Raw genomic sequence first — 23,686 nt, 5'->3', positions numbered from 1 at the left:
CGTCGCCTCACTTGTCGAACAGCACGCCATCGGTTTGCATCGCATCGATCTCGGCGGGCGTGAAACCCAGCGATTGCGCGACTTCGGTATTGTGCTGGCCCAGATCGGGGGCAACCTCGCGAATCGTGGTATCGCACCCGGAAAACCGGAACGGCAGATTCGGCAAGCGCAGCGTGCCGTAACGCGGATGCTCCTGTTCGACGATCATGCCGCGTGCCTGAATTTGCGGGTCGGCGATCACTTCGTCGATGCGTTGCACCTTCGCGCAAGGCACATCGATGCCGTCGAGCAGTTCGAGAATCTGCGTCACCGTGCGCGCGGCTACCCACGGCTCGACCACGCCGAGAATCTCCAGCCGATGCGCATTGCGTCCCACGCTATTGTGAAACCGCTCGTCGGCGCCGAAGCCGCGGGGCCCGCCGCTCGCTTCGATCAGCGACGCGAAGCGCTTCCAGGCATCGTCCACCTGCGCGGCGATCACCAGATCGCCATCGGTCGCGCGAAACACGCCATAAAGCGTCGAGCCGGGCATGTCGTGCCCGGTCTGTTCGGGAAGCACATCGGCAAGCGTGTAGCACTGCACTGCATATTCGTGCATCGAGACGAGCGTGTCGTAAAGGGCCATGTCGATGTGCTGCCCTCGCCCGCTTTTCACGCGGCCGAGCAGTGCCGCATTGATGGCCGCGACCGCGTGAATGCCCGTGTACATGTCTCCGAGCGAAATACGCAGCAGCGGCGGCCGATCGCCCGGCGTGCCGACCATCTGCATGATGCCGCTCTTGGCCTCGGCGATCAGTCCGAAACCCGCGCGATGGGCGTCCGGCCCCGTGTGGCCATACGCGGAAATGGAGCAGTAGACCAGCCCTGGATTGCGCGCGGAAAGCGCTTCGTAGCCCAGCCCGAGTTTGTCGAGCGCGCCGGGCCGGTAATTCTCCACGAATACGTCGGCCGAATCGCACAGCCGCTCCATAAAGGCCTTTCCGCGCGGGTCCTTCATGTTCACGCTGACGCCGCGCTTGCCCATATTGAGCTGCAGAAAATAGCCGCTCGAGCGATCGTCGAGCACGGTCGCGTGCTGGCGTCCCGCGTCGCCGCCGCCGGGTCGCTCGACCTTGATCACTTCCGCGCCCAGTGCCGCGAGGCAACGCCCCACATACGGACCCGCGAGAAAGTGGCTGTAGTCGACGACACGTATCCCTTCGAGTGGACGAGCCTGTTTCATCGTTCAGCCCCCGGCCGGCGCGGCACCATCAGACGATGCTCGCCTCGCTGCACGACTTCGCCGTGCTGATTGATCAGCTCCGACGGAAGCGTCACGATGCCCCAGTCCGGGCGACTCTTGCTCGGGCGCATCGCGCCAATGCGAAACTTCACATGCAGCACGTCATCGACCTTGATCGGCAGAACGAAGTCCCAGCTCCAACCCAGCGACATGCCCGGCACAAAGCGATAATCGCTCCGGGTCTTCAGGCCATCGGCAATCGAAAGACCAAACAGTCCATGCGCAACAAGGCAGCCAAAGTGGCTCGCGTTCGCATACGCTTCATCGACGTGCACAGGGGTGTGATCGCCCGTGAGATCGGCATACGCGAGAATGCGCTCCTTCGTAACGGTGTAGCTCGGGCTCACGCATTCGTCGCCTTCGCGTGCGTCGTCCCAGTATTTTTCGACGATGGTCATGTCATGCCTCCGCGCGCGGATCGATGGCGAGCGCCTGCTCCACGCAGCGCACGGGTTTCGCCTGAATGAATTCGACGGCAAGGCCATCGGGCAAACGCAACCAGTTCGCACCTTGCGGCATGGGCTGCACGTCGTAGCGGCGGGCGGCGGCAAGCGACGCTTCGACGTCCTCGCACATGATGCCGAGATGGCCAAGCCTCCCTTCGGGGCCCGAAAAATCCGGCTGGTGGATGAACTGCATGCCGCCAAGCGTCCAGTACTGGCGCGGCGCTTCGGTCGTGCCGTCGACCTCGCGCATCGTCATGCCGAACACCTCCTCGAAAAAGCGGATGTGCCAGTGGATGTCGCTCACGAAGACGGCGACGTGTTCGAGATAGGCTTTCGGCTGGCTCATGCTTGCGCCTCCGCTTTCCGGCGGTCGACCATCGCGCGCTCGATGCCCTTGATGCACGCAACCAGCGTGGCGTTGACAGGCGTCGGCACACCGTAACGCGCGCCCCAGCGCACGACCGAGCCGTTGATGAAGTCGATTTCGGTCACGGAACCTTTTTCGAGGCTTTGCAGCATCGACGTTTTGAACGCAGCGGGCAAACCCTCGGCGGCAAGCAACCACGCCTGCTCCGGATCGTTCATCGAAAGTGTGACGCCTGCCGCCTTCGCGGCCGCGATCGCTTCCGCGACGGCCGCCAGCGAAGTGGCCTTGAGCAGCGGCTCGTCATAAAGCTGGCCGTAAGTCAGCGACGTGATGCCGGTCAGCGCGCCCGTCGCGACATTCACGAGCAGCTTGTCCCACATGGTGCCGACGATGTTGTCGCTTACCTGCGTGTCGAGGCCCGCGTTGCTGAATGCGTCGGCAATACGTCGAACGCGATCCGTCACGCGTCCGTCCAGTTCGCCGATGATGGTGTGCTTGCCGACGACGCCCGACTCGATATGCCCGATGCCGCGCAGTACGCCACCCACATAGGTCTTGCCCGCGAGCACACGTTCGCGGCCTACGGCGTCGGCAAGGATGTCTTCGTGGCCGAGGCCGTTTTGCAGTGACAGCACCCGTGTTTCAGGCCCCACCAGCGCTTGGGCGCCGCGAATCGCCGCATCGGTATGGAACGACTTGACGAGCACGATCACGACCTCGGCCACCCCCGCTTCGTCCGGCCGGGTAGTCGCGCGGACTTGTACCTGGCGCGTGCCGCTCGCGTCGTCGACACGCAGGCCGTGGGCTCGCATCGCATTGACATGCTCGGGCGAGCGGTCGATCAGCCAGGTCTCGTGGCCGCCTTCGGTGAGTGTCGCGCCAATCGCGCAGCCCAGCGCGCCGGCACCCAGAATGGCAATTTTCAAGAGCGTCTCCTTGATGTGTGACGTCACGATAGGAGCCGCCGCATCATGTCGCAATACAATGGATACAATGACATCATTGCATTACGCAATAATAGAGACCTGCGATGATCCCGACCGATCTGCCCGACCTCAAGCTGCTGCAATTGTTCGACCTGCTCTACGACACGCGCAGCGTCACGCGCGCGGCCGAACAACTCGGTCAGAGCCAGCCGACCGTCAGCATCTGGCTCGCGCGGTTGCGCGAGCATTTGCACGATCCCCTCTTTATCCGGACGCCCGGCGGCATGGCGCCCACACCGCAAGCAGATGCGCTGATCGGCCCGTGTCGGGAAATTCTCGAATCGTTGCGGCGCTTCTCGGCCTGGGAAATCGACTTCGATCCAGCGACCGCGCAGAGACGTTTTCGCATCTGCATGACCGATGCGAGTCACGTGACGCTGCTGCCGCGCCTGCTCGCATACGTGCGCGCGCAAGCGCCTCGCGTGCGCCTGGAAGCTGCGCGGATCGACGGCAACACGGAACGCGCGCTCGAATCCGGCGAGGCCGATCTTGCGATTGGATACGTGCCGTGGCTGAGCGGCGGCATCTATCAGCAACAGCTCTACGAGCAGGATTGGGTATGCCTTGCGAATCGCCATCATCCGCGTATTCGCAAGCGGCTCGGCGTCAACGCGTATCGCACCGAAGGCCATGTAGCGATCACGGGAGGAACGGGCACGGCGCTGCTCGAGCAGGCGCTCGTGCGCGAGCGCATTGAACGGCAGGTGGTGCTTGAACTGCCCGGTTTCCTGGGGCTCGGCGCCATCGTGCAGACCACCGATCTGATCACGACCTTGCCGCGCCATATCGGCGAGACGCTGGCTCAGGCCAGCGATCTTTCGGTCCATCCATGCCCCATTCCCGTCGCGGGCTTCGCCGTTCGGCAACACTGGCACGCGCGCTACCATCAGGAGGCCGGCAATCGCTGGCTACGTTCGGTCGTCGCCCGGCTGTTCGGCATGTCTGGCGCGGACGTCACAGGCTGACGGATTTACGGTTTCGGTATCAACGTCTGCCGGTCCGTCTCAAGCGGACAATTGCGCCCGGTCGCTCGTCGTCTCTTCAGGATCGGGGATCGCCGCCCACGCTAGGCGGCTCGCGGCCGGGAAGCGTCGTTGACGGTGACGCAGGATCCGGCGTCAGTCAGTCCGTGTCCGTTTCGACTGGAACGGCGGACGCCCGTAGTGGATTCGTACGGATCGCGAAAAGGGTGTCATCCACATGACGAGCAAGCGCGCCGAGCTGGAATTACTCGACGCCGTCAGCGCATGTTTTCACCACGCCACGCCAGATCGATCCGTATCGCGGGAATAAAACCATGCCGGCTCCGGTATATCGGGGCGTCAGGCCGCTCACCACGCCGAACGAGCCGGTGCACGACGCCCAACCGAAACGGAGAGACCGCAATGTCACAGCCCACCCACGTCGCCTACACACGCTTCGCGATCGCCATGCACTGGTCGATCGCCATCCTGATCCTGTTGAACCTGATGATCGGGATCTACATGGATACCTTTCCGCACAACTCGACTCAGTTCAACGGCATCCTGTTCTATCACGCGTCGATCGGCAGCCTGATCTTCATGCTGACCGTGCCCCGCCTCGCGTGGCGTGCGACGCATACGCCGCCGCCGCTGCCGCCCAGCGTTCCGGCGTGGCAGGCGCGGATCGCCGGCGCACTGCACGGCGTGCTGTACCTGCTGCTGTGTCTCGTGCCGCTGACCGGCTACGTGCATCGCCTCGCCGGCGCCCATCCGGTCAGCTTCTTCGGAATCACGGAATTGCCGGTGCTGGTTGGCCGCGACGAACCGCTGCGACTCCTGACCGATTCGCTGCATCGCGCGCTGGTGCTGACGCTTGGCCTGCTGCTGGTCATGCACGTCGCGGCCGGGCTGAAACACAAGTTCGTCGATCGTGACGGTGTCGCGGAGCGGATGGGAATCTGAGCGCGACCCGGCGGTTGATGTTCGCCCGAAACGGCCCCTCGAACATCGGAAATCCCGGCAGCCGCCATTCGCCGCTGTACGCAGTGCGGATGCGGATGCGGATGCGGATGCGGATGCGGATGCGGGATGATCGTCTTGCCATGCAGCAACTTCGTCACTGCCGGCAGAACGAACGATCGATGAGTGGAATTTTCAGCTCACGACACCCGCTCGAGGTGAAGTGCCGCGAGCAGGATGCTGCTGTGCCGGAGTAGTGCAGCCACTACTCCGGACTTCCACGAGGCGATCAGAAGCCGTGGTACATGCCGATGTTGACTTGAAGCTGGTTGCCGCCCGATGCGGTGTTGCCAAAGTCGGCGACGGAAGCCTGAGCGCCCTTGGCATGAACGTACCCGCCCATCGCGTACAGCGCGGTGCTCTTCGACAGCGAGTACGTCGCACCCAGCGACACCTGGTTGATCGACGCCATCGTGCGGCCTTCGGCAGCCAGCGCGGGCGTGGCCGCAGAACCGTACACATACGTGTACCCGGTCGCCAGCGACAGTGCCGGGGTGACCTGGTACTGCAGGAGGGCGCCCAGCACGTTGAAGTGGATCGACGGCTGGCCAGCGTTGCCCTGGTACTGCGCGTTCGAGTAGCGCAAGCCAGCCGTGTACGGACCAATCTGGTATTGAGTGGCGACTTGCGCGATGCCCGCGCTCTTGAATGCATTCCCGCCGTTGTAACCCGAACTCGGATAGCCCAGCGCACCACCGAAACTGGGTTGCGCCGTGGCGTTCGTCCACCCGTTCGCTCCCTGGTTGACAGCACGGAAGTAGCCGCCGGCGACCGTCAGACCACCCTGAGCGTAGTTCGCGGCCACCGACCACGATTGGCCCGAACCCGTCGAACCGGCCACGCCGCCGAACGAGTACGCGCCTTCAGCCTGGAAACCGTGAATCAGCGGCGAAATGTACTTCACTGCGCTGTTCTGGTTCGTCGTGTTGTCGTTGTTGTCCACGTCGCCCGGGGTCGAGAATGTCGACGCCGAAATGGCGTCGCCCGTCAGGACCTGAACCATTTCCGTCACGGCGTCGAGCTGGCGCCCCAGCCGCACGGTACCGTACTGATCGGAAGCGAGGGATACGTATGCCTGGCGGTTGAACAACGAACGCGTGGAACCAATAGGCCCCTGGCCGCCAATGCCGCCCGTACCGATGTTGAAGCCGTTTTCGATCTTGAAGATCGCCTTGAGGCCGCCGCCGAGATCTTCCGTTCCCCTGAGGCCCCACTTGTTCGAACCGGCGGCACCACCATCGAGGCCGTACCGACTGTGACCGTTGATGTTCGACGTGTAGCCGATACCTGCATCGAGCATGCCATACAGCGTGATCGACGACTGTGCCATCGCTGCCGACGATGCTGCGAAGGCGGCAACAGCGATAACGCTGACCTTGATTTTCTTGTTTTTCATCTGTCTTTCACTGTCAGGAGTGGTTGCGGGATTGTTTGAAACGGGTTTTGTCGTATTCGAATGCAGATGACGGCGCACGGCCTGCACGTCGTCTCAGGTTGCAACAGGTGGCTTCGTGTTCGTCAGATCGGCATATTTGACTCGATCGTTTCGTCATCCTCAAAATTTCATGCCGAAGGACGCCTCGCATCTCGTCCTGTCCGGCGTCTCATCGATTCGAACCATCGCGGCGTCCCGACCGGACGAAAGCCGCTTCCTTGCTTTTGCTGTTGCCCGAGCCATGCGGCACCGTGGATGGGTCGTGTGCCGATTCCACAAAGCCGAAAACTCAAGCGGATTACCGCGCTAAGCCGAACGTTTCTCCGATGGCATTTCGAAGAAGTACTCCATTGCGATGGTCCAGGCCCACGCACTACCCGCGAGCGCGGTCAGCGATGACGAAAGCGGACCACGCTCCACCCGCGACGACAAACGGCCTGAGCGTACCCAACTCGCTCGCAGATCGATCGAGCGGCCGGCCAGCCGCTGGCGACGGGCGCGAACCCTTTCGCCACGCACCAACGCAGCCGGGACGCGCTTTGCAGGTGCGAAAAACCATATCAGGAACATAAATCGTCGTCAAAATTTGTTTGATATAAGTTAATCGCGTCTGATAACCCTTAGCTTTATCGGGATTACCCTAATAGAAACCGGCGCCAAGGTAATGCACCAGGGAGATCTGTGACTGCACGCAGATGCACGGAATCGAACCGGCTGAAATGGCCTATTGGGAGGAGCGCCTGGCTGCCTCCAGTACCTCACTTCGAAATCCGCAGTGAAGCGGTCGATCGCTACGACATGCAGGCATGAACCCGCTGACTGTACCAATCGTTGAATGTTGGCGACGAGTCGCATCCCCGATCGGCGTCCATCACCTTCGACGTCACCGGCCGCCCCTCTTCGTCGGACTGCATTCGGCCAGTATGCGAAGCTCACCACATAGATCGGATGGACATTCAAGTGGCGCAGGTTTCTTGCGGATTCAACCCGTCGATGCAACGAATTGATGAAAGCGCTCAGCCGGTGTATCGAAGTCTGGCGTCTTTCGAGGACGCTCATTGAGCCGGCCGATGCGGACTCAGAACCGGGCAATGGGAGCGGCCCTGACTTGTCGGATCGAGAACACGCGGCAAAGCCGAAAAATGGATTTCCATATTCACTTTCCTTGGTTCCCCTGCTTTATCACGACCTATAGATTGGGCGCGCCCATGCGTTTTCGAATATTTAGAAAAAACACACGCCCCATATGTTCAATAGACGTCTGCTAGCACTTGCCGTACTTCCGTTCCTCCTGGATGCGTGCGGCGGAGGAAGCAGTTCGATTACTGCAGATGGCCAGAACCCGTTGGCGACGCCAGATCAACTGGCAGCAGAGAAACTCGCGATCACCGCGGTAGCGGACCCTTCCGTCATTGCGGCAAAAGCCACGTTGAAAGCCAACTGGCTAGCAGCTGCTCAAGCAAAAGGCGGGGTATCCAGTGAGGCATTGACGAACATCGATCAGGCCGTCGACGAAGCTGTTTTTTCTGTGGCGCTGGCGATTGCCGCAGGCGATCCCAGCGCGCCGAAGGTGGTATCGATTCTCGCGGCCCCGCACAATTGGTACGGAATGAACGTGCCAGGCTCGCGGACGACATTTGACAACCCGGACACCATCTATCGCCGCATCCAGGTTGACCCGGCGTCGAGCTATGTCTTGACGGGCAAAGTCCACGCGCAAAAACCGGTCGATTTCAATTTCAGCGTCTACAACAGCGCAAGCGCGACGGTCTTCAATTTGCCGGGCGACCTGCTCGCCACCACCGCGGACGGCAGTTACGTCATTAACGCCACCTCGACCGCGACAGGGAATGGCAATGCCATCCCGCTCGCTTCGGGAGCGGCGTCGCTCTTCGTTCGAGATACGATCACCGAATGGGGCGTGCAACAGTTCAACAGCCTGGCGATACAGCGGGTCCCGTCCGTCTCGGCGCAACCGCTATCCGCTCAGGCGGTCGCGCAGACCCTCGCGGCGACGCTGCAGAAGCCGGGTGCCGGCGCCTCCTTCGCTGCCTTCAATGCGCTGGGATATGCGCAGGCTGTCAATACGCTTCCAGCGCCATCACTTGGCGGCTCGGGCGGACGCCTTGCAAATCAGGCGGCGACCTATTCCGCTTTTCAGCTTGCCGATGATGAAGCACTGGTCGTGAACGTCAACCTCGGCGGGGCCAAATACTTCATCGCGCCAGCTTATGGACGTTGGACGATCACGACCGACTATATCAATCACACCCAGACGTTGAACAACGCCCAAGCGGTGGCCAACCCGGATGGCACCTACACGTTCGTGGTGTCCCCGACGGACCCGGGCGTTTACAACTGGGTCGATACCGTAGGTCTGCATCAGGGCTTTCTCAACCTGCGCTGGCAAGGATTGCCGGCGACACCCGCGCCACAGGGGCCTTCGGCGACAGCCCAGCTCGTGAAGATCAGCGACCTTCGGACTGTTCTCCCCGCGACAACGAAGTACGTCACTGCGTCAGAACGACAAACTCAACTGGCCGCGCGCGCCGGGAGTTATTCATCGCGATACGCACCTTGATGCTTTCGCGTTGGCGCCAATGAGCCGCTGGCGTCAACGCGAAACGTGCGCTGCACGTGCCCCCTTTGCGGTAACGCTCATTGGGAACGTGTATACCCGAACAATCAGTCAACCCGGTACCAGCGACCAGATTCCGGACACACGGCGGCTGGTGCGCCGTTCGACCAGACTTGCTCCTCATCCAGGTGCAGCGAGGTCGAAGGGGCGATGTCGAAGACTACCTCGAGTGCTTGCCCGACATGGACATCTTCGATGGGAAGCTCCCAAGTCAGGAATATCTGGATGCAATCCCGGTCCGTCGCGAAGTCGGCCGCATCAAAGCCGCTGCTGCGGCGCTGAATGACACCATGAGGCTGGCCGGTATCGAATATCACGGCTGTCCCCCGGGTCAGGGGAATGCGATGGCCCGTAGCGGGAAAATGCAAGTCCAGCCCCCGGTCGTCGCTCAGGAATAGATTGCAGAAGGCCGCACCGCCATATTGCGCACCGTCATGGTGGTACTTCGCGCCACGACAGGCCATGAGGGCTACGTCACTGGAGGCAAGCACGTTGGGCAGCCCCAGTGCGCACGTCCAGTCGGACATTGCCTGCACGCAGCGCTTATAGTCCGGCCAGCGCGCTTGCGTTCGCGCCAAAGGCATCGCCTCGACGTCCCCGGGTTCCAGGACGAGTCGCGACGATGTTTCTCTGTCCCAGTCTGCAAGCACGCGTGCGGAGGGAACGGGCACGTCGACCGTGCTTGAAAGAACGATGTCACTTACGCGTCGACTGCGGATGGTGTCGCCGCTCCAGAAATAGGAAGTCAGCATGTCTCGAATTCGACGCTGTCGATAGGGGGGATCTGCGCGATTGTAACGATTCAGCCTGATCACGTCGGCGAAAATCGGCCAGGGGAGCGCGGCCGGCGGCGATTGACGTCGAGGCGGCGGCGCTTGAAGTGAATGACCAGGCTAGTCACGCGCCATTGCCCGGCAACGTCTTCAAATGGGCTATTCGCCCAAGTCGGTCGTGGCCATAAACCGGCTTTTCAGAGGGGATCGATGCGTTTTCGAATGGCCGCTCTCGAGAACGCCGATTGACCGCCTGCGGCCCGGGCACGTTTATCGACGCTGGTAGACAACGCCCTGAATCAAGACCTGATCTGGCTCCGGCGCCTCGTCAAAACGCTTGTGCGCCTCGGCAATGGCGACCTGATTCTCGCTCGCCCAGTTGACCAACGCCATGACAGGCTTCAACAGCGTTCTGCCCATGTCAGTCAGTTCGTAATCGACGCGTGGAGGAATCGTTGGATACATCGTTCGCGTTATCAGTCCGTCGCGTTCCAGCCCGCGCAAGGTCAGTGTCAGCATCCGCTGCGAAATGCCGTCGATGCCGCGCTTCAATTCGTTGAAGCGCCGCGGGCCATTGGCCAGCATGGCAACGATATAGAGGCTCCACTTGTCGCCGATGCGATCCAGGATTTCGCGGGTCGCCAGGCAGCCGCCACTGTCCGGTGCAGGCATATCGGCGGGTAGCTCAGGGTGACTAAGTGACATGCGTGTGCCTTCTTGTGAGGACAGGGAAGGAACCATACCATCCTACGTATGAATTGGTAAGTCAGGCTAATAAGCCAACTTAGTTCTTATTTTATACCTGGGAGCCATCATGAGCCGCACCCTGCTTGTCACGTCCAGCCCGCGCGGGGGTGACAGCCTGTCCACCCGCTTCGCAACCGAAATCGCAGAGGGCATCCAGGCCCGCACGGGCGGCCTGCTGACCGTGCGCGACCTTGCCGCGAATCCTCCCCCCCATATCGCACCGGCCTACATCCAGGGGCGAATCATGTCGCCCGGAGATCGCACGCCGGAACAGGTGGAGGCGGTGAAGGTCGCGCAAGACCTGGTCGATGAGTTGAAGGTCGCCGATGTCATCGTGCTCGGTTCGGGCATGATCAACTTCAGTCTGCCCTCGCAGCTCAAGGCGTGGTTCGATCACGTCACCTGGCCGGGCGTCACCTTCGGCTACGGCGATACTGGGCCGAAGGGGCTGCTGACCGGCAAGAAGGTCTATCTCGTTACCGCTGCCGGCGGCGTGTTCTCGGAAGGTGCTTGGGCACCGTTCGACTTCCAGACCAACTATTTGCTGCATCTGCTCGGTTTCATCGGCCTGACCGACGTTGAAGTGGTGCGTGTCGAAGGCACGGTTTTCGGCCCCGATGCGGCGAAGGCCGCAATCGCCAACACCGAAACGGCCATCAAGACCTTGTTGGCGAAGGCTGCGTGACCTCATGGCCGGGAAAAAAACGTCGCGCTATTCGGTGCAACCGGGCCGACCGGAACGCACATCATCGAGGAAGCCCTGAAGCAGGGCTACACCCTGTCGGTCTATACGCGCGACGCAAAGAAACTCGCGTCGTTCGCGGGAAGGATCGAAATTGTTGTCGGCGACCTGCAAGACCAGAGCGCCATTGCGAAGTGCATCCAAGGTGCCGATGCAGTCATCAGCGCCCTTGGCCCCAACGGTCTCAAGGTGCAAGGCGACAAGCCGGTCATGCACAGCTTGAGCAACATCATCGCCGCGATGAAGCGCGCAGGCGTGCGCCGTCTTGTCCAGATTTCAACGGCTGCCTATCGCGATCCCAAGGATGGCTTTGCCTTCAAACCCCATGCGTTCGCGCTGTTGTTCAAGGTTATCGCGCGCAAGGGGTATGAGGACATCAAGGCGACTGGCGAATTGGTCGCCAACTCGAACCTGGACTGGACACTGGTACGCATTCCTAACCTCAAGGATGGCCCCGCAGACGGCAGCGTGGATGTGGGTTGGTATGGTACGACCAGACTCGGCATGAGGCTCTCCAGAGGCAATCTTGCGAAGTTCCTGGTTGACCAGGTGACCGACAGGAAGTTCGTGCGTGCCGCGCCTGGCATCGCTGATCATTGACCCGGCAGCATCTCGACAAGGTTCACGCCATGAGCGGATTCACCGATGCCGATGTACCCGATCAATCGGGAAAGACTTTTGTCGTCACCGGCGCCAACACCGGCATAGGCTTTGAAATAGCGCGTACGTTGGCGGCGCGGCGAGCCAGGGTGCTTCTCGCGTGCCGTGACGAGTCGAAAGCGCAAGCGGCTATCAGCCGGATTCGTCTGAAGACCCCTGGAGCAAATCTCGCATTCCTGCCGCTCGATCTCGCAGACCTGACGAGCGTGCGGAACGCAGCAAAACTGGCCGACAAGGAACCGCGTATCGACGTGCTCATCAATAACGCGGGCGTGCAAGGGCCGAAGCTAAGGCACACGGTGCAAGGCTTCGAGCTGACATTCGGCGTCAATCATCTTGGTTGCTTCGCGTTCACTGCGCTCATGTTGCCCAAGCTCGCGGAAACATCCGGGTCGCGCATCGTCGTTACGAGCAGCGGTCTGCACAAGGACGCGAAGATCGAGTGGGACGATCTTGATGCGAAGAAGCGTTACAAGTGGATGCCTCGCTATGCAGCCAGCAAGCTTGCGAATCTGCTTTTCATCTTTGAGCTGGATCGGCGATTGCGAGCGGCGGGTACGCCTGTTACGGCAGTGGCCTGCCATCCTGGCCTTGCTGGAACCAACCTAGCGCGCGATAGCTGGTGGGGCAACGCCGCCATGTCATTGATCGGGCTGTTTTTCAACACGCCTGCACAGGGCGCGTGGGGCGCATTGCAAGCGGCGACCGGACAAATAAAGCCCGGCGGCTATTACGGGCCGACGAAAACTTCCGAATTGCGAGGCCCCTCTGGTGAATGCACTCCGTCTGAGGACGCACGGAATCCGGAACTCGCACGACGACTGTGGGACGTATCGGTTCAACTGACCGGAATCGATGCCGAACTGCCGGCAAGTTCATAGCGCGAAGATCGGATCCCGAGAACGTCGTATGCAAATAGACCTCTATACTGAAATCACGTGCCCGTGGTGCATCGTCGGGCATCACCGTCTCGATAAAGTGCTGGCGGAGCGTTTCCCCAACCTGGCCGTCGGCATTCGGCAGCATCCAGCCCTGCTGCTGCCGGATGCGCCGGCAGGCGGCCTCCACATTCCTGATTTGCTGCGCTCGCGCAACGGCATAACCGATCCGAAAATCGCGTTCACTCGCCCTGAACGAGAAGCCCGCGCTTCGGGCTTCGACCTGGATCTTGGTCGCCAGCTCCGGGCCTATCCGACTCAAGCTGCTCATGCCGTGATACTGGCAGCCGCCGGGCTTGACACGCAGCACAGGCTCGCAGTTGCAATCAGTCATGCTTATTTCATCGCAGCGAAGAACATCGCCAATGCGGACGTGCTGGCCGACATTGCCGCCGACTACGGTTTTGACCGCGATCAGGCGCGCGCCATCGCTCTTGATCCCGAACAGCACCGTCGCGTCGAAGCGGAAGCGCTCAAGGCGGCCAATGCTGGTGTCCGTTCGGTTCCTCACTTTGTCTTTGGGGGAAGCATTGCCATCAATGGCGGGCGCAGAGAAGACGAGATTGCCGCGGCGATACAAGCAGCTTCCGGCGCAATCTCTCTCTGACGCGGCTTCGACAAATCCAAAGACTCGGGTCTCTGCGTACGCCCAGTCGATAAGGTTCTGCGGAGCTGTTGACTGTGTTCGCCGATGGCCGGCCAAAAAGACAGGCCGCCGGATCATCGCAGTACTTCAAAAAGCGATGAAGGGACCACGATCTTGCGACCGACTGCAACGGGTCGACTACGCGCCACTCCCCTAAGCCCCGTCCCTTCCCCCCACCTGCTCAATCAAATACTCGACAAATCGTGTCAGCTTCGGCAGCGGCCGCCGGTCCTGCCGATACACGACATGAATCGGATGCGGCTCGGGCAAGTATGCTTCCAACACCGGCACCAGCGCCCCGCTCGCCAGATCGTGCGCGACCAGAACTTCAGGCTGCAACAACAACCCCGCGCCCGCGATGGCTGCCATACGCAGTCCGTTCCCGTCGTCGCACGTAAAAACCGGATCCGTCGACACCTGCGGCCCATCCCACCCACCGAGTTTCCACCCGCCACGACCACTCCACACCGAGTGAGACAGGCAGTGATGCGCGCCCAGGTCCTGCGGCGTCTCCGGACGCCCATGCCGCGCCAGATAACCGGGCGAAGCACAGATCACCATCCGGTACATGGCCAGTGGCTTCGCGACCAGATCGACATCGCCCAGCTCACCAATGCGAATGGCCAGATCGAACCCTTCATCAATCAGGTCAACGACACGATTGCTCAACGCCAGCTCGATGCGCACAAGCGGGTACATCTGCTGGAACGTCGCCGCCAACGGCGCGACGACACACGCGCCAAAGGTAATCGGCGCACTGATACGCAACGTGCCCGAGGGCGACGCGCGCAACCGCTCGACCGACGTCTCGGCGATCCGCACTTGTTCGAGCGCGCGCCTGGCATCTTCGTAGAACACGCGCCCCGCATCCGTCAGGCTCTGTCGTCGCGTAGTGCGCTCCAGCATGCGCGCCCCGAGGCGCTCCTCAAGTTCACGCACGTACTTGCCCACCATGACCGCCGACATGCCAAGCCGCTGCGCCGCCTCGGTGAAGTTGCCGCCTTCGACGACGGCGACGAAGGTTTCCATTGAACGCAGCTTGTCCATATTCCGAACTTCTGGTTAGCAGTGTCGGAAATTAAAGCACGTTTATCCCAATATTGGTTCGCTGAACAATGGCTGCTCCAACCCGAAATCGAAAAGGAGTCGTTCCATGAAGATCGTTGTAATCGGCGCCGGCGGGGACGTCGGTCGTGCCGTGGCAGATGAGCTGGCGCGTGACAAAAAACACGAAGTCATTCGCGTGGGTCGTACCTCCGGCGACCACCAGGTCGATATAACCCGCGACGAGAGCGTGAGTGCGTTGTTCGAAACGATCGGCCCGGTCGACGCGATCATCGTTGCCGCAGGCAATGTCATCCTGGCGCCGATTGAAAAGATGACGGCGGCCGAATTCCACCACGGATTGCAGGACAAGCTACTGAGCCAGGTGCGCGTCGCGCTGGTGGGTCAGCACTATCTGTCCGATCGCGGGTCGATCACGCTGACCTCAGGCATCGCGGTCGATGACCCGATCGCGCAAGGCGCCAACGCCGCAACCTCGAATGCCGGGATTGAAGGATTCGTGCGCGCAGCCGCATGCGATTTTCCACGGAGCATCCGGATCAATGCCGTGAGCCCGACCGTACTGACCGAATCCGTGGGCCGGTTCGGTCCGTTTTTCCCCGGCTGCGAAAGTGTGCCGGCGGCACGTGTGGCAATGGCGTATCGACGCAGCGTGGAAGGCGTGCACAGCGGCCGCGTATATCGGGTGGGTCACTGACGCTGAGGGCTCGCCCCGCGAGCCCGAATCCCGCGCGCCGCCGGCTGCCCCAGATTCCGCCAGGCCATCGCCGCACCGACCACCAGCAGCAGCACCGAAACGATCAACGCCCGCTCCATCCCGTGAACAAACGCCCCACCCCCTGCCTCGCGAACGAAGAAGCCGAACAGCGCGACGCCCATCACGCCGCCCACCTGTCGCGCCGTATTCAACAACCCCGACGCCACACCTGACTGCGTGCCGCTCACGGCCGCGAGCGCCGCATCCATGATGGTCGGTATCGTCAGCGCGATGCCGCTGCCCGCAAGCAGCATCGGTATCGCAAGCAATCCGCTGGATTGCGCAGCGATCGCCGGCCACATCGCCAGATAACCGAACGCTGAAATCGACAACCCGGCCGTCGCCAGTGTGCGCGCCCCCAGCCTGCCGGTCAGTCGCCCGGCGACGATGCTCATGACCATCAGCACGCCCATCATCGGCAAAAACGCGACACCCGCGCGCACGGGCGTCATATGCCAGACCGACTGAAACAGCAGGCTCAACGTAAAGACGATGCCGTAGAAGACCAGGTTCGCGATCGCGCCGATCACGATCGAGCTGCGGACGATGCGGTCCTGCCACAACCCGGCCGGCAGCATCGCGTCCGGATTGCGCGCCGCCAGCCGGACGAACGCGATGCCCAACGCAGCGCACAACGCGAACGCACTCACGATGACCGGACTGCGCCATCCCAGCGCACTGATCTCGGTCGACGCGAACGTGAGCGCCGCCAGCGCAAACGCACCGGTCAGTTGCGCGGGAAGATCGAGGCGCCTGCCGCCCTGCGCTTTCGTGTCGGGTGCAAACCGCCACGTCATCCAGATACCGGCGATGCCGACCGGCACGTTGACCAGGAAAATGCTGCGCCAGCCGACTGCAGCGATGAGCAACCCGCCGGCCAGCGGCCCCGCTGCCAGCGCAATGCCGCCGCCGGCGCCCCACCAGCCGATCGCACGGCTACGCGCTGCCGAGTCGTCGAATGCGAGACGCAGCACGGCCAGCGAGTTCGGCACCAGCAGCGACGCACCTATTCCCTGAACGAGACGCCACGCGATCAACGCGCCGATGGAATGCGCCATGCCGCAGCCGATCGACGACAGCGTGAAGATCGCGTAACCGGCAATGAACACGCGCTTTGCGCCAAGCCGGTCGCCGAGCGCGCCTGCCATCAGCAGGGTCGCCGCGAACACGAGCGCATACGCGTTGACGACCCATTGCAGGTCGGTGAGCGCTGCGCCAAACGCCGTTCGCAAGGCATCGAGCGCAACGTTGACGACGCTGACGTCGATCAGGACGACCGCATAACCGAGGCACGCCGCCGTTTGAACCAGCCGCGGGTGATGTGTTGATGATGTCTGCATCGGCAATCCTTCGCATTCGGAGGATTGAAGCGTAGAGGATCGCCTTCTGTGCGAATATTCCGTAAAACAGCACAGCAACCTGGAGAAAATGCACCGATGTTCGACTGGGAAAACCTGCGTTACTTCGTTGCCGTCGCTCAAGCGGGGAGTCTTTCCGCGGCCGCCAGGCGGTTGAACGTCGACCATGCGACAGTCAGCCGTCGCCTAGCCGCACTGGAATCCGAATTGAAGATGCGCGTGATCGACAGGTTGCCGCGCGCGTGCCGGCCGACCGCCGCCGGCCGGCAGATTCTCGAATTCGCCGGGAAAATGGAAGAACACGCGTTTGCGATCGAGCGTCTCGCGCTCACGGAACACCTGCCGATGCACGGCACCGTGACGATCAGCGTGCCGCCCGTGCTCGCCAACAATTTCTTCGCGAATCATCTGTATGCATTCGCGCAATTGCATCCGGGCATCCGGCTGTCGATGGCCAGCCAGGCGCAAAGCGTATCGCTCGCCCGTCGTGAAGCGGATATCGCCGTGCGCCTGTTCCGCCCCGAGGAGCCGCAAAACGTGACGCGCAAGCTGGGCGAGATGGCTTTCGGGCTCTATGCGAGTCGCGACTATGCGCACGCGTCGACGCCCGACGATTGGGCCTTCATCTGCTACGACGCGCAATTCGCGGAAATGCCGCATCAGAAGTGGCTCGAGTCGATCGCCCGAGGTCGCCGCATCGCATGCGAAGTCAGCGATATCACCACGCAGCAGGTCGCGGCCCGGACGGGAATCGGCGTAGCGGGCCTGCCGGTGTTCATGGGCGACAGCGATCCCGGACTGCAGCGCCTGCCGTTCGACGGGGAACCGTACGCCCGCGACATCTGGCTGGTCGTGCACGCCGATCTCAGGCATTCACCGTCGATTCGCGCGGCAATCGACTTCATCGCTGACGTGACGAGCAGGACCTTCTCACCGGATTCGTAGCAGTAGCGACGTCGATCACCCTGGCGTGCGATACCGGGCGCCGGGACGACCGATCGCGATGCCTGCGCCGAGCTTCGCCACACCCCTTCGATGGGGGCGCGCGGCGTCTCCTCATCTGCGCACACACGCCCCATCAAACCGCCGCCCTCAACCACCCCAGCACATCCCCCTGCGCACTCCCCGCCACCACCGGTTCCGGCGTCAACAAGCAGTAGTGCGAGCCATCCTCGACGAACCCCATTGGCGCGACCAGCACACCGCTTTCGATGTCGTCGCGAACGAGATGCCACGGGCCGATGGCGACACCGAGCCCCGCGACGGCCGCCTGCAGACTGAAATAGAAATGATCGAACGTCTGCCCGCGCCCGCCTGCCGCCGGCTGATTCGCCGCCACCGCCCATTCCTTCCACGCGTCCGGCCGGGTCCGCGTGTGCAATCGCGGCGCGTCCGTCTTCAACGAACGACTCCCACGACGCGCGGAAAACCACGCATCGACCTTATCCGGCCGGCAGACCGGCCCCACCTTCTCCGCGAACAGCCGCTCCGCGTGATAGCCCGCCGGCCACGCAAAGTCATTGCGTCGAATCGCCATGTCGATGCCGCTGTCGAATGAAAACGGGCCGCCCGCGGCAGCCAGGTGAATGTCGACGCCCGCATGCCGCGCCTGAAAATCCGGCCAGCGCGGAATCAGCCAGCGCATCAGAAGCGTCGGTTCGCACGACAGGACCCAACGCCGCGCGCGGGCGGCCTCGGTACGCAATTCCTGCGCGGCGTGACGCATCAGCCCCAGCCCGTCATGGACGGCCTGCGCCAGCTTGCGGCCCGCATCGGTCAGGAACACACGGCGGCTGCGCCGCTGGAACAGCGCGACGCCCAGGTCGTCCTCGAGCAATCGCACCGCGCGGCTGACCGCGCCGTGAGTCAGGTACAGCTCGTCGGCGGCGCGGCTGAAATTCTCGTGCCGCGCCGCCGCCTCGAAGCAACGCAGCGCCATCAGCGATGGCAGGTTCGTGCGAATGGACTGTGAGTCAATCTCACCATTCTGGTCAGAAATCATCGCTTTTCCCGATGGAACATGACTCATAAGATTGCGCCATCAAGCCATCAATCGCAAGGACAAGACGATGACCGAACTGATAGTTGTAGTCACCATCACGCTGCTGGCCGTCATCAGCCCGGGGCCGGACTTCGCGATGGTCACGCGCAACAGCCTGATGCTGTCGCGCCGCTCGGGCGTGCTCACCGCGCTGGGTATCGGGCTCGGCGTGACGGTTCACGTGAGCTACACGCTGCTGGGCGTCGGCCTGCTGATCCGCCAGTCGCTGTGGCTCTTCAATGCCGTCAAGCTGGTCGGCGCGATCTACCTGATCTACCTCGGCGTGAAGATGCTCATGACGAAGGCCGGCAACGGGCACACGGATGCACCGGCCGCGCCGCTATCCGACCTGGCCGCGCTGCGCACCGGCTTCCTGACCAATGCGCTGAACCCCAAGACCACGGTGTTCATCGTCAGCCTGTTCATGCAGGCCGTGCGGCCCGACACGCCGTTGATCGTGCAGATCGGCTACGGCGCGTTCATCGCCGCCGCGCATGCCGGCTGGTTCAGCCTGGTGGCCCTCTGCTTCTCCGCAACGGCCGTCCGCGATCGCCTGCTGGCGCTGCGGCACTGGATCGACCGCACCTTCGGCTGCCTGCTCGTGGGCTTCGGCGTCGCGCTTGCCATCGCCCGCGGCGGGCGCTGACTCCAAACGGCGCGCCACGCGCCGAGGCAACCGACGGGCGCGCTTCGCCGGCGCGCCGGATACATCGTTCGGCAGCGTCAGAACGTGCGCGCGATGGTGCGGGCCTCGTCGATCGCGCGACTGCGATCGACCGCTCCGTCGGGACCGAACAAGGTGCGCTCGACGACGATCCCGGTGACGTCCGTCACGCCCACGAACTTGAGCCAGGTCTCCATGTACGGACGCTGAAGATCGAATTCGGCAGCTGGCGTAAGCGAGCCCGGCGACTGATAGCCGAGCCCGCGCGCATAGACCACCGCCGCCTTTTTCCCGGCCAGCTTGCCGGCAAAACCGGCGCCGTCGAACGTGAACAGCACGTCCTTCTGCGAGATCGCATCGATCATGTGCTTGAGTTTGTACGGAATACTGAAATTCCACAGCGGCACGCCGAACAGGAGCTTGTCCGCTTCGTGAAACGGCGCCGCGAGCTGCTCGATCCGTTGCCATGCCGCCGCCTGAGCCGGCGTCAACGCCTTGCCGCTCAGTCCCGCATATTTCGCGGCGAGCGCGGCTTCGTCGAATTCGGGTATCGCCAGGTTCCAGATGTCGAGCTTCTGTATCTCGTGATCGGGATGGGCGAGCCGGTACGCATCGAGAAAGGCATTGCACACGTCGATGGATGCCGAGTAGTCCTTGTTGGGTGAGCCTTCGATATAGAGCACGCGTGTCATGAAACCGGTCCTTGCCGAAAGTGACGGCGATGCGCGGGATGCGCGGTCGCCCACTGCACTTCGCAGCCTATCGGATCGACCTATAATCCTGAAACGATATGAATTGATCGAATTAACCCGATTTGGTGATGAATGAACATGCCCCTCGACACGTCGCTGCTTCATACGTTCGTCGCCATCGCCGACGTGCGGAGCTTTACCGGCGCAGGTCGCCGGCTGAATCTCAGCCAATCCGCGGTCAGTGCGCAGATCGCTCGCCTCGAGGAGCAGGTCGGCCGGGCGCTGCTCGCCCGCAATACGCGCAGCGTCACGCTCACCGAGCACGGCCGGATGCTGCTCGGCTACGCGCGCGCGATGCTCAACCTGAGCGACGAAGCGAAGACGAGGCTGGGCGGCGGCAAGGCAGTCGATGTGACGCTGCGTATCGGCGCATCGGAGGATTTTGCGGGGGGCTGGCTTCCCGACGTGATGCGCCGCCATGGCGCCGCGCGGCGCGGCTTGCGGCTGAATCTGACGGTCGACATCGGCGACAGCCTGTTTCAACGGCACGCAAACGGCGAATTCGATCTCGTGATCGGCAGCCGGTGCGCGCACACGGGCCAGGGCGCGACGTTGTGGCGGGAGCCGCTCGTCTGGGCGTTTGCGCGCCACGAGCCGCTGCCGGAAGGCGATGTGCCGCTCGCGTGCTTCCCCGATCCGTGCCCGTACCGGGGCGCTGCCATCAAGGCGCTCGCACTGGCCGGCATGCCCTATCGCATTGCATGCGAAAGCCCGAGCGTCACCGGCATCCTCACGTTTGCACGCGCCGGCATCGCGATCGCGCCGGTGCCGCGCAGCGCGATCGACGACACGCTCCGCGAGCTGGGCGTGGCCGAAGGCTTGCCGGCGCTGCCGGACATGGCATTCGTGATGATGCATGACGCGAAAATGCCGGCCGCCGTCGAATTCGCCGCGACGCTTGTCGATGAAACCGCCATTCGCAACGGGGCCGTCTCGCGCAACCGGCCTTAGCCGGCATCCTTCACGGTCGAGATTCGATCCAGCCATTCACCGACGCACGCGCCCTCGACCACAACGGCGCGCCGCTCGCGAAACAGCCGCGCGCCGGCGCCGGTGCATCATCGGTCTCAACGCTTCGCGCTCAACCCCGCCCGTGCACCCGCCGGTTCCCGGCTGCGCCCGAGCAGCGCCGCCAGCGACAGATCCGCGAGCTTACCGAACGGCGCGCGCAGCAGGCTCGGCAGGTTCCAGCGCCCCAGCACGAACACGCCCTTGGCATGGCACATCGCGCGGAATCCCTCGATGCCGTGATACGCGCCCATCCCGCTCGGACCGACGCCGCCGAACGGCAAGTCTTCCTGCGCGACATGCAGGAGCGTGTTGTTGATGCCGACATTGCCCGACGTGGTGCGTTTGAGCAACGACTCGCAGTCGCTGTCCTGCGCGCCGAAGTAATACAGCGCAAGCGGCCGCGGGCGCGCATTGACGTAGTCGACGACTTCGTCGATCGTGCGATACGTGCGCACCGGCAGGATCGGCCCGAAGATCTCTTCCTGCATCACGGTCGTATCGTCGCCGGCCCCGACGATCAGCGTGGGCGCGAGCGTCCGCTTGCGGGTGGCCGCCTGCTGCGGGTTCACGCCCGCCTCGATCACGCGCGCGCCCTTGCTGCGCGCTTCGTCGACGAGGTATTTCAGGCGATCGAAATGCCGGTCGCTGACGATCGACGTGTAGTCGGGGCTGGTCGGCCCGTCCGGATAGAAACGCGCGACGGCCGCATCGTATTGCGCGACGAACGCGTCCAGGTCGTCTTCATGCACCAGCGCATAGTCGGGCGCGACGCAGGTCTGCCCGCCGTTAGACAACTTGCCGAACACGATGCTGGACATCGTCCGGCCGTCGACGTGCCCTCTCGCGACGATCGCCGGGCTCTTGCCGCCGAGCTCGAGCGTCACCGGCACCAGATTGTCGCTGGCCGCCTTCATCACCTTGCGGCCCACCTGCGTGCTGCCGGTAAACAGCAGATGGTCGAACGGCAAGCCGCTGAAGGCGGCGCCGACTTCCGGGCCGCCGAGCACGACCGCGACTTCTTCGCTCGGGAAGGTTTCCGCGAGCATCCGGCGCATCAGCTCGCTGGTGCGCGGCGTCAGTTCCGACGGCTTGAGCATCGCGCGGTTGCCCGCGGCCAGCGCGGTGGCGAGCGGAATGAACGTGAGCGCGAACGGATAATTCCACGGCGCCATCACGCCGATCACACCCAGCGGCTGGTACTCCACGTGCGCCTGCCCGGCCCGGTAAAAGATCCCGACGTGCCGGCGCTGCGGCTTCGTGAAGCGGCGCAGGTTGCGCGTCAGGTAGTCGATCGCCTGGATCACGCCGACCAGTTCCATGATCGCGGTCTCGTGTCGCGAGCGATGCCCGAAATCGGCGCTGACCGCCTCCTCCACTTCGCTGCGATACGCGAGCACCACGGCGCGCAGCCGCGCGAGCCGTGCCTTGCGCTGTTGCACGCTCGGCGGCCCCTCGCTCACGAACGCGTTGCGCTGGCGGGCCAGCAACACCGCCGGGTCGAAGCTCGAGCTGGATTCTGCGGAAACGGCCATGGTGCACCTCACGGGGTTGCGTCGATGTAGACACTGTCAACTTGCATGCGGCGGATCATAGGACCACAATGTGTTCCCTGTCAACATAGGAGCTACACGATGTCGTCGGATGCGGATTCGGACGCCGGGCAAAAGGCTTATCACCACGGGGATCTGCGTCGCGCGATCATCGAAACGGCGCTCGACACGCTGCAGGAGCAACAAGGCTGGCAGTTCACGCTGCGCGAAATCGCGCGGCGCGCGAACGTCAGCCACTCGGCGCCGTACCGGCATTTCCCGGACAAGGCCGCGTTGCTGCACGAGCTCGCGCTGATCGGCTTCGATCGCCTGCACGAAGACCTCAAGGCGTCCGTCGATCCCGCGGCGGACGCACCGGACGTGCTGCTCGCGCTCGCTTACGCCCATCTCGCGTTCGGGCAGCGCAATCCGGATCTCTATCGACTGATGTTTGCCGCGGATGCTGGCGAGCCCACGGACATCCATCTCGATCCGCGCGTGCAGGCGCCGTTCCTGCTGGTCGTCGACATCCTGGAACACGGCCAGCGCGCCGGCACGATCCGTCCGCGCCCCGCGCTCGGGCAGGCGACGGCCTGCTGGGCGCATCTGCATGGCCTGACGATGCTGGCGATCGACGGGCGGCTGGTGCGCGAGAAAGTCGGCGATCACGCGATCGAAGATGCGCTGACCACCTTGCTGGACGGTCTCGTGCTGCCCGCCAGCCCCGCGCGGGCCGCGAAGGCGAAAAGGGCTTGACCTTCAACCTCGCTCAAAGGTTATGGTTTGCCTCGGCAGCGTATCGAGGCCGTGGGTATGAGGACTGCCATCCGACAATCCGGCAGCGCGTCGACGACGTCCGCCCATGGC

Annotated in this window: 24 protein-coding genes and 1 pseudogene; 13 read left to right on the top strand and 12 right to left on the bottom strand. The window is 63.0% G+C overall.

Going from position 1 to position 23,686, the window contains the following annotated elements:
* Nucleotides 1-7: 7 nt before the first annotated feature.
* From LXE91_RS34030 to LXE91_RS34015, 4 genes are read right to left on the bottom strand one after another with little or no spacing between them, the layout of a single operon-like run.
* The gene (locus LXE91_RS34030) at nucleotides 8-1,222 is read right to left on the bottom strand and encodes a CaiB/BaiF CoA transferase family protein (RefSeq protein ID WP_039347825.1); all 1,215 of its coding nucleotides are present in this window, start codon (nucleotides 1,220-1,222) and stop codon (nucleotides 8-10) included.
* Nucleotides 1,219-1,680, bottom strand: a complete 462-nt coding sequence (locus LXE91_RS34025; RefSeq protein WP_039347828.1) for a MaoC family dehydratase — start codon at nucleotides 1,678-1,680, stop codon at nucleotides 1,219-1,221. The genes LXE91_RS34030 and LXE91_RS34025 overlap by 4 nt, the downstream gene beginning before the upstream one ends.
* A gap of 1 nt (nucleotide 1,681) precedes the next feature.
* Entirely contained in the window at nucleotides 1,682-2,074 is a 393-nt protein-coding gene (locus tag LXE91_RS34020; RefSeq protein WP_039347830.1) for a VOC family protein, read from the bottom strand.
* Nucleotides 2,071-3,021 (bottom strand): ketopantoate reductase family protein, encoded by a 951-nt coding sequence (locus LXE91_RS34015; protein WP_039347908.1) that lies wholly within the window; start codon nucleotides 3,019-3,021, stop codon nucleotides 2,071-2,073. Before LXE91_RS34015 ends, LXE91_RS34020 begins: the two co-directional genes overlap by 4 nt.
* A gap of 104 nt (nucleotides 3,022-3,125) precedes the next feature.
* On the opposite strand from LXE91_RS34015, the gene LXE91_RS34010 reads away from it, so the two are divergent.
* The 3 genes and pseudogenes from LXE91_RS34010 (at nucleotide 3,126) to LXE91_RS34000 (ending at nucleotide 5,006) form a co-directional block, all read left to right on the top strand.
* Complete coding sequence (locus tag LXE91_RS34010; RefSeq protein WP_046196382.1) at nucleotides 3,126-4,046, top strand: LysR family transcriptional regulator; 921 nt, start codon at nucleotides 3,126-3,128, stop codon at nucleotides 4,044-4,046.
* Between the two features lie 205 nt (nucleotides 4,047-4,251).
* Nucleotides 4,252-4,350: pseudogene (locus LXE91_RS34005) on the top strand (glutathione S-transferase); the annotation flags it as partial.
* Between the two features lie 116 nt (nucleotides 4,351-4,466).
* Nucleotides 4,467-5,006 carry a cytochrome b gene (locus LXE91_RS34000; protein ID WP_039362493.1) on the top strand — a complete coding sequence of 180 codons (540 nt, stop codon included), beginning with the start codon at nucleotides 4,467-4,469 and terminating at the stop codon, nucleotides 5,004-5,006.
* Between the two features lie 286 nt (nucleotides 5,007-5,292).
* Here LXE91_RS34000 and LXE91_RS33995 read toward each other — a convergent pair whose 3' ends face one another.
* The gene (locus tag LXE91_RS33995) at nucleotides 5,293-6,459 is read right to left on the bottom strand and encodes a porin (protein WP_039362490.1); all 1,167 of its coding nucleotides are present in this window, start codon (nucleotides 6,457-6,459) and stop codon (nucleotides 5,293-5,295) included.
* Nucleotides 6,460-7,744: 1,285 nt separating this feature from the next.
* Between LXE91_RS33995 and LXE91_RS33990 the strand changes: the two genes are divergently transcribed.
* Nucleotides 7,745-9,079, top strand: coding sequence for a hypothetical protein (locus LXE91_RS33990; protein WP_039362487.1), 1,335 nt, complete (start codon nucleotides 7,745-7,747; stop codon nucleotides 9,077-9,079).
* A 104-nt stretch (nucleotides 9,080-9,183) separates the two neighbouring features.
* Here LXE91_RS33990 and LXE91_RS33985 read toward each other — a convergent pair whose 3' ends face one another.
* Nucleotides 9,184-9,888, bottom strand: a complete 705-nt coding sequence (locus tag LXE91_RS33985) for a hypothetical protein (RefSeq protein WP_039362484.1) — start codon at nucleotides 9,886-9,888, stop codon at nucleotides 9,184-9,186.
* 291 nt (nucleotides 9,889-10,179) lie between these two features.
* Nucleotides 10,180-10,614 carry a winged helix-turn-helix transcriptional regulator gene (locus LXE91_RS33980; RefSeq protein WP_039362482.1) on the bottom strand — a complete coding sequence of 145 codons (435 nt, stop codon included), beginning with the start codon at nucleotides 10,612-10,614 and terminating at the stop codon, nucleotides 10,180-10,182.
* Between the two features lie 109 nt (nucleotides 10,615-10,723).
* On the opposite strand from LXE91_RS33980, the gene LXE91_RS33975 reads away from it, so the two are divergent.
* From LXE91_RS33975 to LXE91_RS33960, 4 genes are read left to right on the top strand one after another with little or no spacing between them, the layout of a single operon-like run.
* The gene (locus LXE91_RS33975; protein WP_039362479.1) at nucleotides 10,724-11,341 is read left to right on the top strand and encodes an FMN-dependent NADH-azoreductase; all 618 of its coding nucleotides are present in this window, start codon (nucleotides 10,724-10,726) and stop codon (nucleotides 11,339-11,341) included.
* Between the two features lie 60 nt (nucleotides 11,342-11,401).
* Entirely contained in the window at nucleotides 11,402-11,998 is a 597-nt protein-coding gene (locus LXE91_RS33970) for an NAD(P)-dependent oxidoreductase (protein ID WP_046196381.1), read from the top strand.
* 29 nt (nucleotides 11,999-12,027) lie between these two features.
* Nucleotides 12,028-12,939 carry an oxidoreductase gene (locus tag LXE91_RS33965; RefSeq protein ID WP_039362510.1) on the top strand — a complete coding sequence of 304 codons (912 nt, stop codon included), beginning with the start codon at nucleotides 12,028-12,030 and terminating at the stop codon, nucleotides 12,937-12,939.
* A 28-nt stretch (nucleotides 12,940-12,967) separates the two neighbouring features.
* On the top strand, nucleotides 12,968-13,603 hold the full coding sequence (locus LXE91_RS33960) for a DsbA family protein (RefSeq protein ID WP_039362476.1): 636 nt from the start codon (nucleotides 12,968-12,970) through the stop codon (nucleotides 13,601-13,603).
* Between the two features lie 192 nt (nucleotides 13,604-13,795).
* Here the strand turns inward: LXE91_RS33960 and LXE91_RS33955 are convergent, their stop codons facing one another.
* A complete protein-coding gene (locus tag LXE91_RS33955) occupies nucleotides 13,796-14,689 on the bottom strand; it encodes a LysR family transcriptional regulator (protein WP_039362473.1) in 894 nt (297 codons plus the stop codon).
* Nucleotides 14,690-14,795: 106 nt separating this feature from the next.
* Here LXE91_RS33955 and LXE91_RS33950 point away from each other — a divergent pair, with 106 nt between their 5' ends.
* Nucleotides 14,796-15,404 (top strand): short chain dehydrogenase, encoded by a 609-nt coding sequence (locus LXE91_RS33950; protein ID WP_039362470.1) that lies wholly within the window; start codon nucleotides 14,796-14,798, stop codon nucleotides 15,402-15,404.
* On the opposite strand, the gene LXE91_RS33945 is transcribed toward LXE91_RS33950, so the two are convergent.
* Nucleotides 15,398-16,804 (bottom strand): MFS transporter, encoded by a 1,407-nt coding sequence (locus tag LXE91_RS33945; protein WP_039362461.1) that lies wholly within the window; start codon nucleotides 16,802-16,804, stop codon nucleotides 15,398-15,400. The two genes, LXE91_RS33950 and LXE91_RS33945, sit on opposite strands and share 7 nt — an antisense overlap.
* Nucleotides 16,805-16,900: 96 nt before the next feature.
* Here LXE91_RS33945 and LXE91_RS33940 point away from each other — a divergent pair, with 96 nt between their 5' ends.
* Nucleotides 16,901-17,767 (top strand): LysR family transcriptional regulator, encoded by an 867-nt coding sequence (locus LXE91_RS33940; protein WP_039362458.1) that lies wholly within the window; start codon nucleotides 16,901-16,903, stop codon nucleotides 17,765-17,767.
* Between the two features lie 133 nt (nucleotides 17,768-17,900).
* On the opposite strand, the gene LXE91_RS33935 is transcribed toward LXE91_RS33940, so the two are convergent.
* Nucleotides 17,901-18,824: a LysR family transcriptional regulator gene (locus LXE91_RS33935; protein ID WP_039362456.1), complete on the bottom strand. Its 924-nt coding sequence runs from the start codon at nucleotides 18,822-18,824 to the stop codon at nucleotides 17,901-17,903.
* Nucleotides 18,825-18,891: 67 nt separating this feature from the next.
* On the opposite strand from LXE91_RS33935, the gene LXE91_RS33930 reads away from it, so the two are divergent.
* Nucleotides 18,892-19,509, top strand: a complete 618-nt coding sequence (locus LXE91_RS33930) for a LysE family translocator (RefSeq protein WP_039362507.1) — start codon at nucleotides 18,892-18,894, stop codon at nucleotides 19,507-19,509.
* A 77-nt stretch (nucleotides 19,510-19,586) separates the two neighbouring features.
* On the opposite strand, the gene LXE91_RS33925 is transcribed toward LXE91_RS33930, so the two are convergent.
* Complete coding sequence (locus tag LXE91_RS33925; RefSeq protein WP_039362454.1) at nucleotides 19,587-20,219, bottom strand: FMN-dependent NADH-azoreductase; 633 nt, start codon at nucleotides 20,217-20,219, stop codon at nucleotides 19,587-19,589.
* A 132-nt stretch (nucleotides 20,220-20,351) separates the two neighbouring features.
* Here LXE91_RS33925 and LXE91_RS33920 point away from each other — a divergent pair, with 132 nt between their 5' ends.
* Nucleotides 20,352-21,230 carry a LysR substrate-binding domain-containing protein gene (locus LXE91_RS33920; RefSeq protein WP_039362452.1) on the top strand — a complete coding sequence of 293 codons (879 nt, stop codon included), beginning with the start codon at nucleotides 20,352-20,354 and terminating at the stop codon, nucleotides 21,228-21,230.
* 116 nt (nucleotides 21,231-21,346) lie between these two features.
* On the opposite strand, the gene LXE91_RS33915 is transcribed toward LXE91_RS33920, so the two are convergent.
* Nucleotides 21,347-22,822: a coniferyl aldehyde dehydrogenase gene (locus LXE91_RS33915; RefSeq protein ID WP_039362450.1), complete on the bottom strand. Its 1,476-nt coding sequence runs from the start codon at nucleotides 22,820-22,822 to the stop codon at nucleotides 21,347-21,349.
* Between the two features lie 99 nt (nucleotides 22,823-22,921).
* Here LXE91_RS33915 and LXE91_RS33910 point away from each other — a divergent pair, with 99 nt between their 5' ends.
* Nucleotides 22,922-23,575, top strand: coding sequence for a TetR/AcrR family transcriptional regulator (locus tag LXE91_RS33910; RefSeq protein WP_039362447.1), 654 nt, complete (start codon nucleotides 22,922-22,924; stop codon nucleotides 23,573-23,575).
* Nucleotides 23,576-23,686 lie beyond the last annotated feature (111 nt).

The sequence above is a fragment of the Burkholderia contaminans genome, from assembly GCF_029633825.1.
GTDB lineage: Bacteria > Pseudomonadota > Gammaproteobacteria > Burkholderiales > Burkholderiaceae > Burkholderia > Burkholderia contaminans.
Note: the sequence above shows the minus strand (reverse complement) of the source record. Positions and strands in the feature narration are given on the sequence as shown.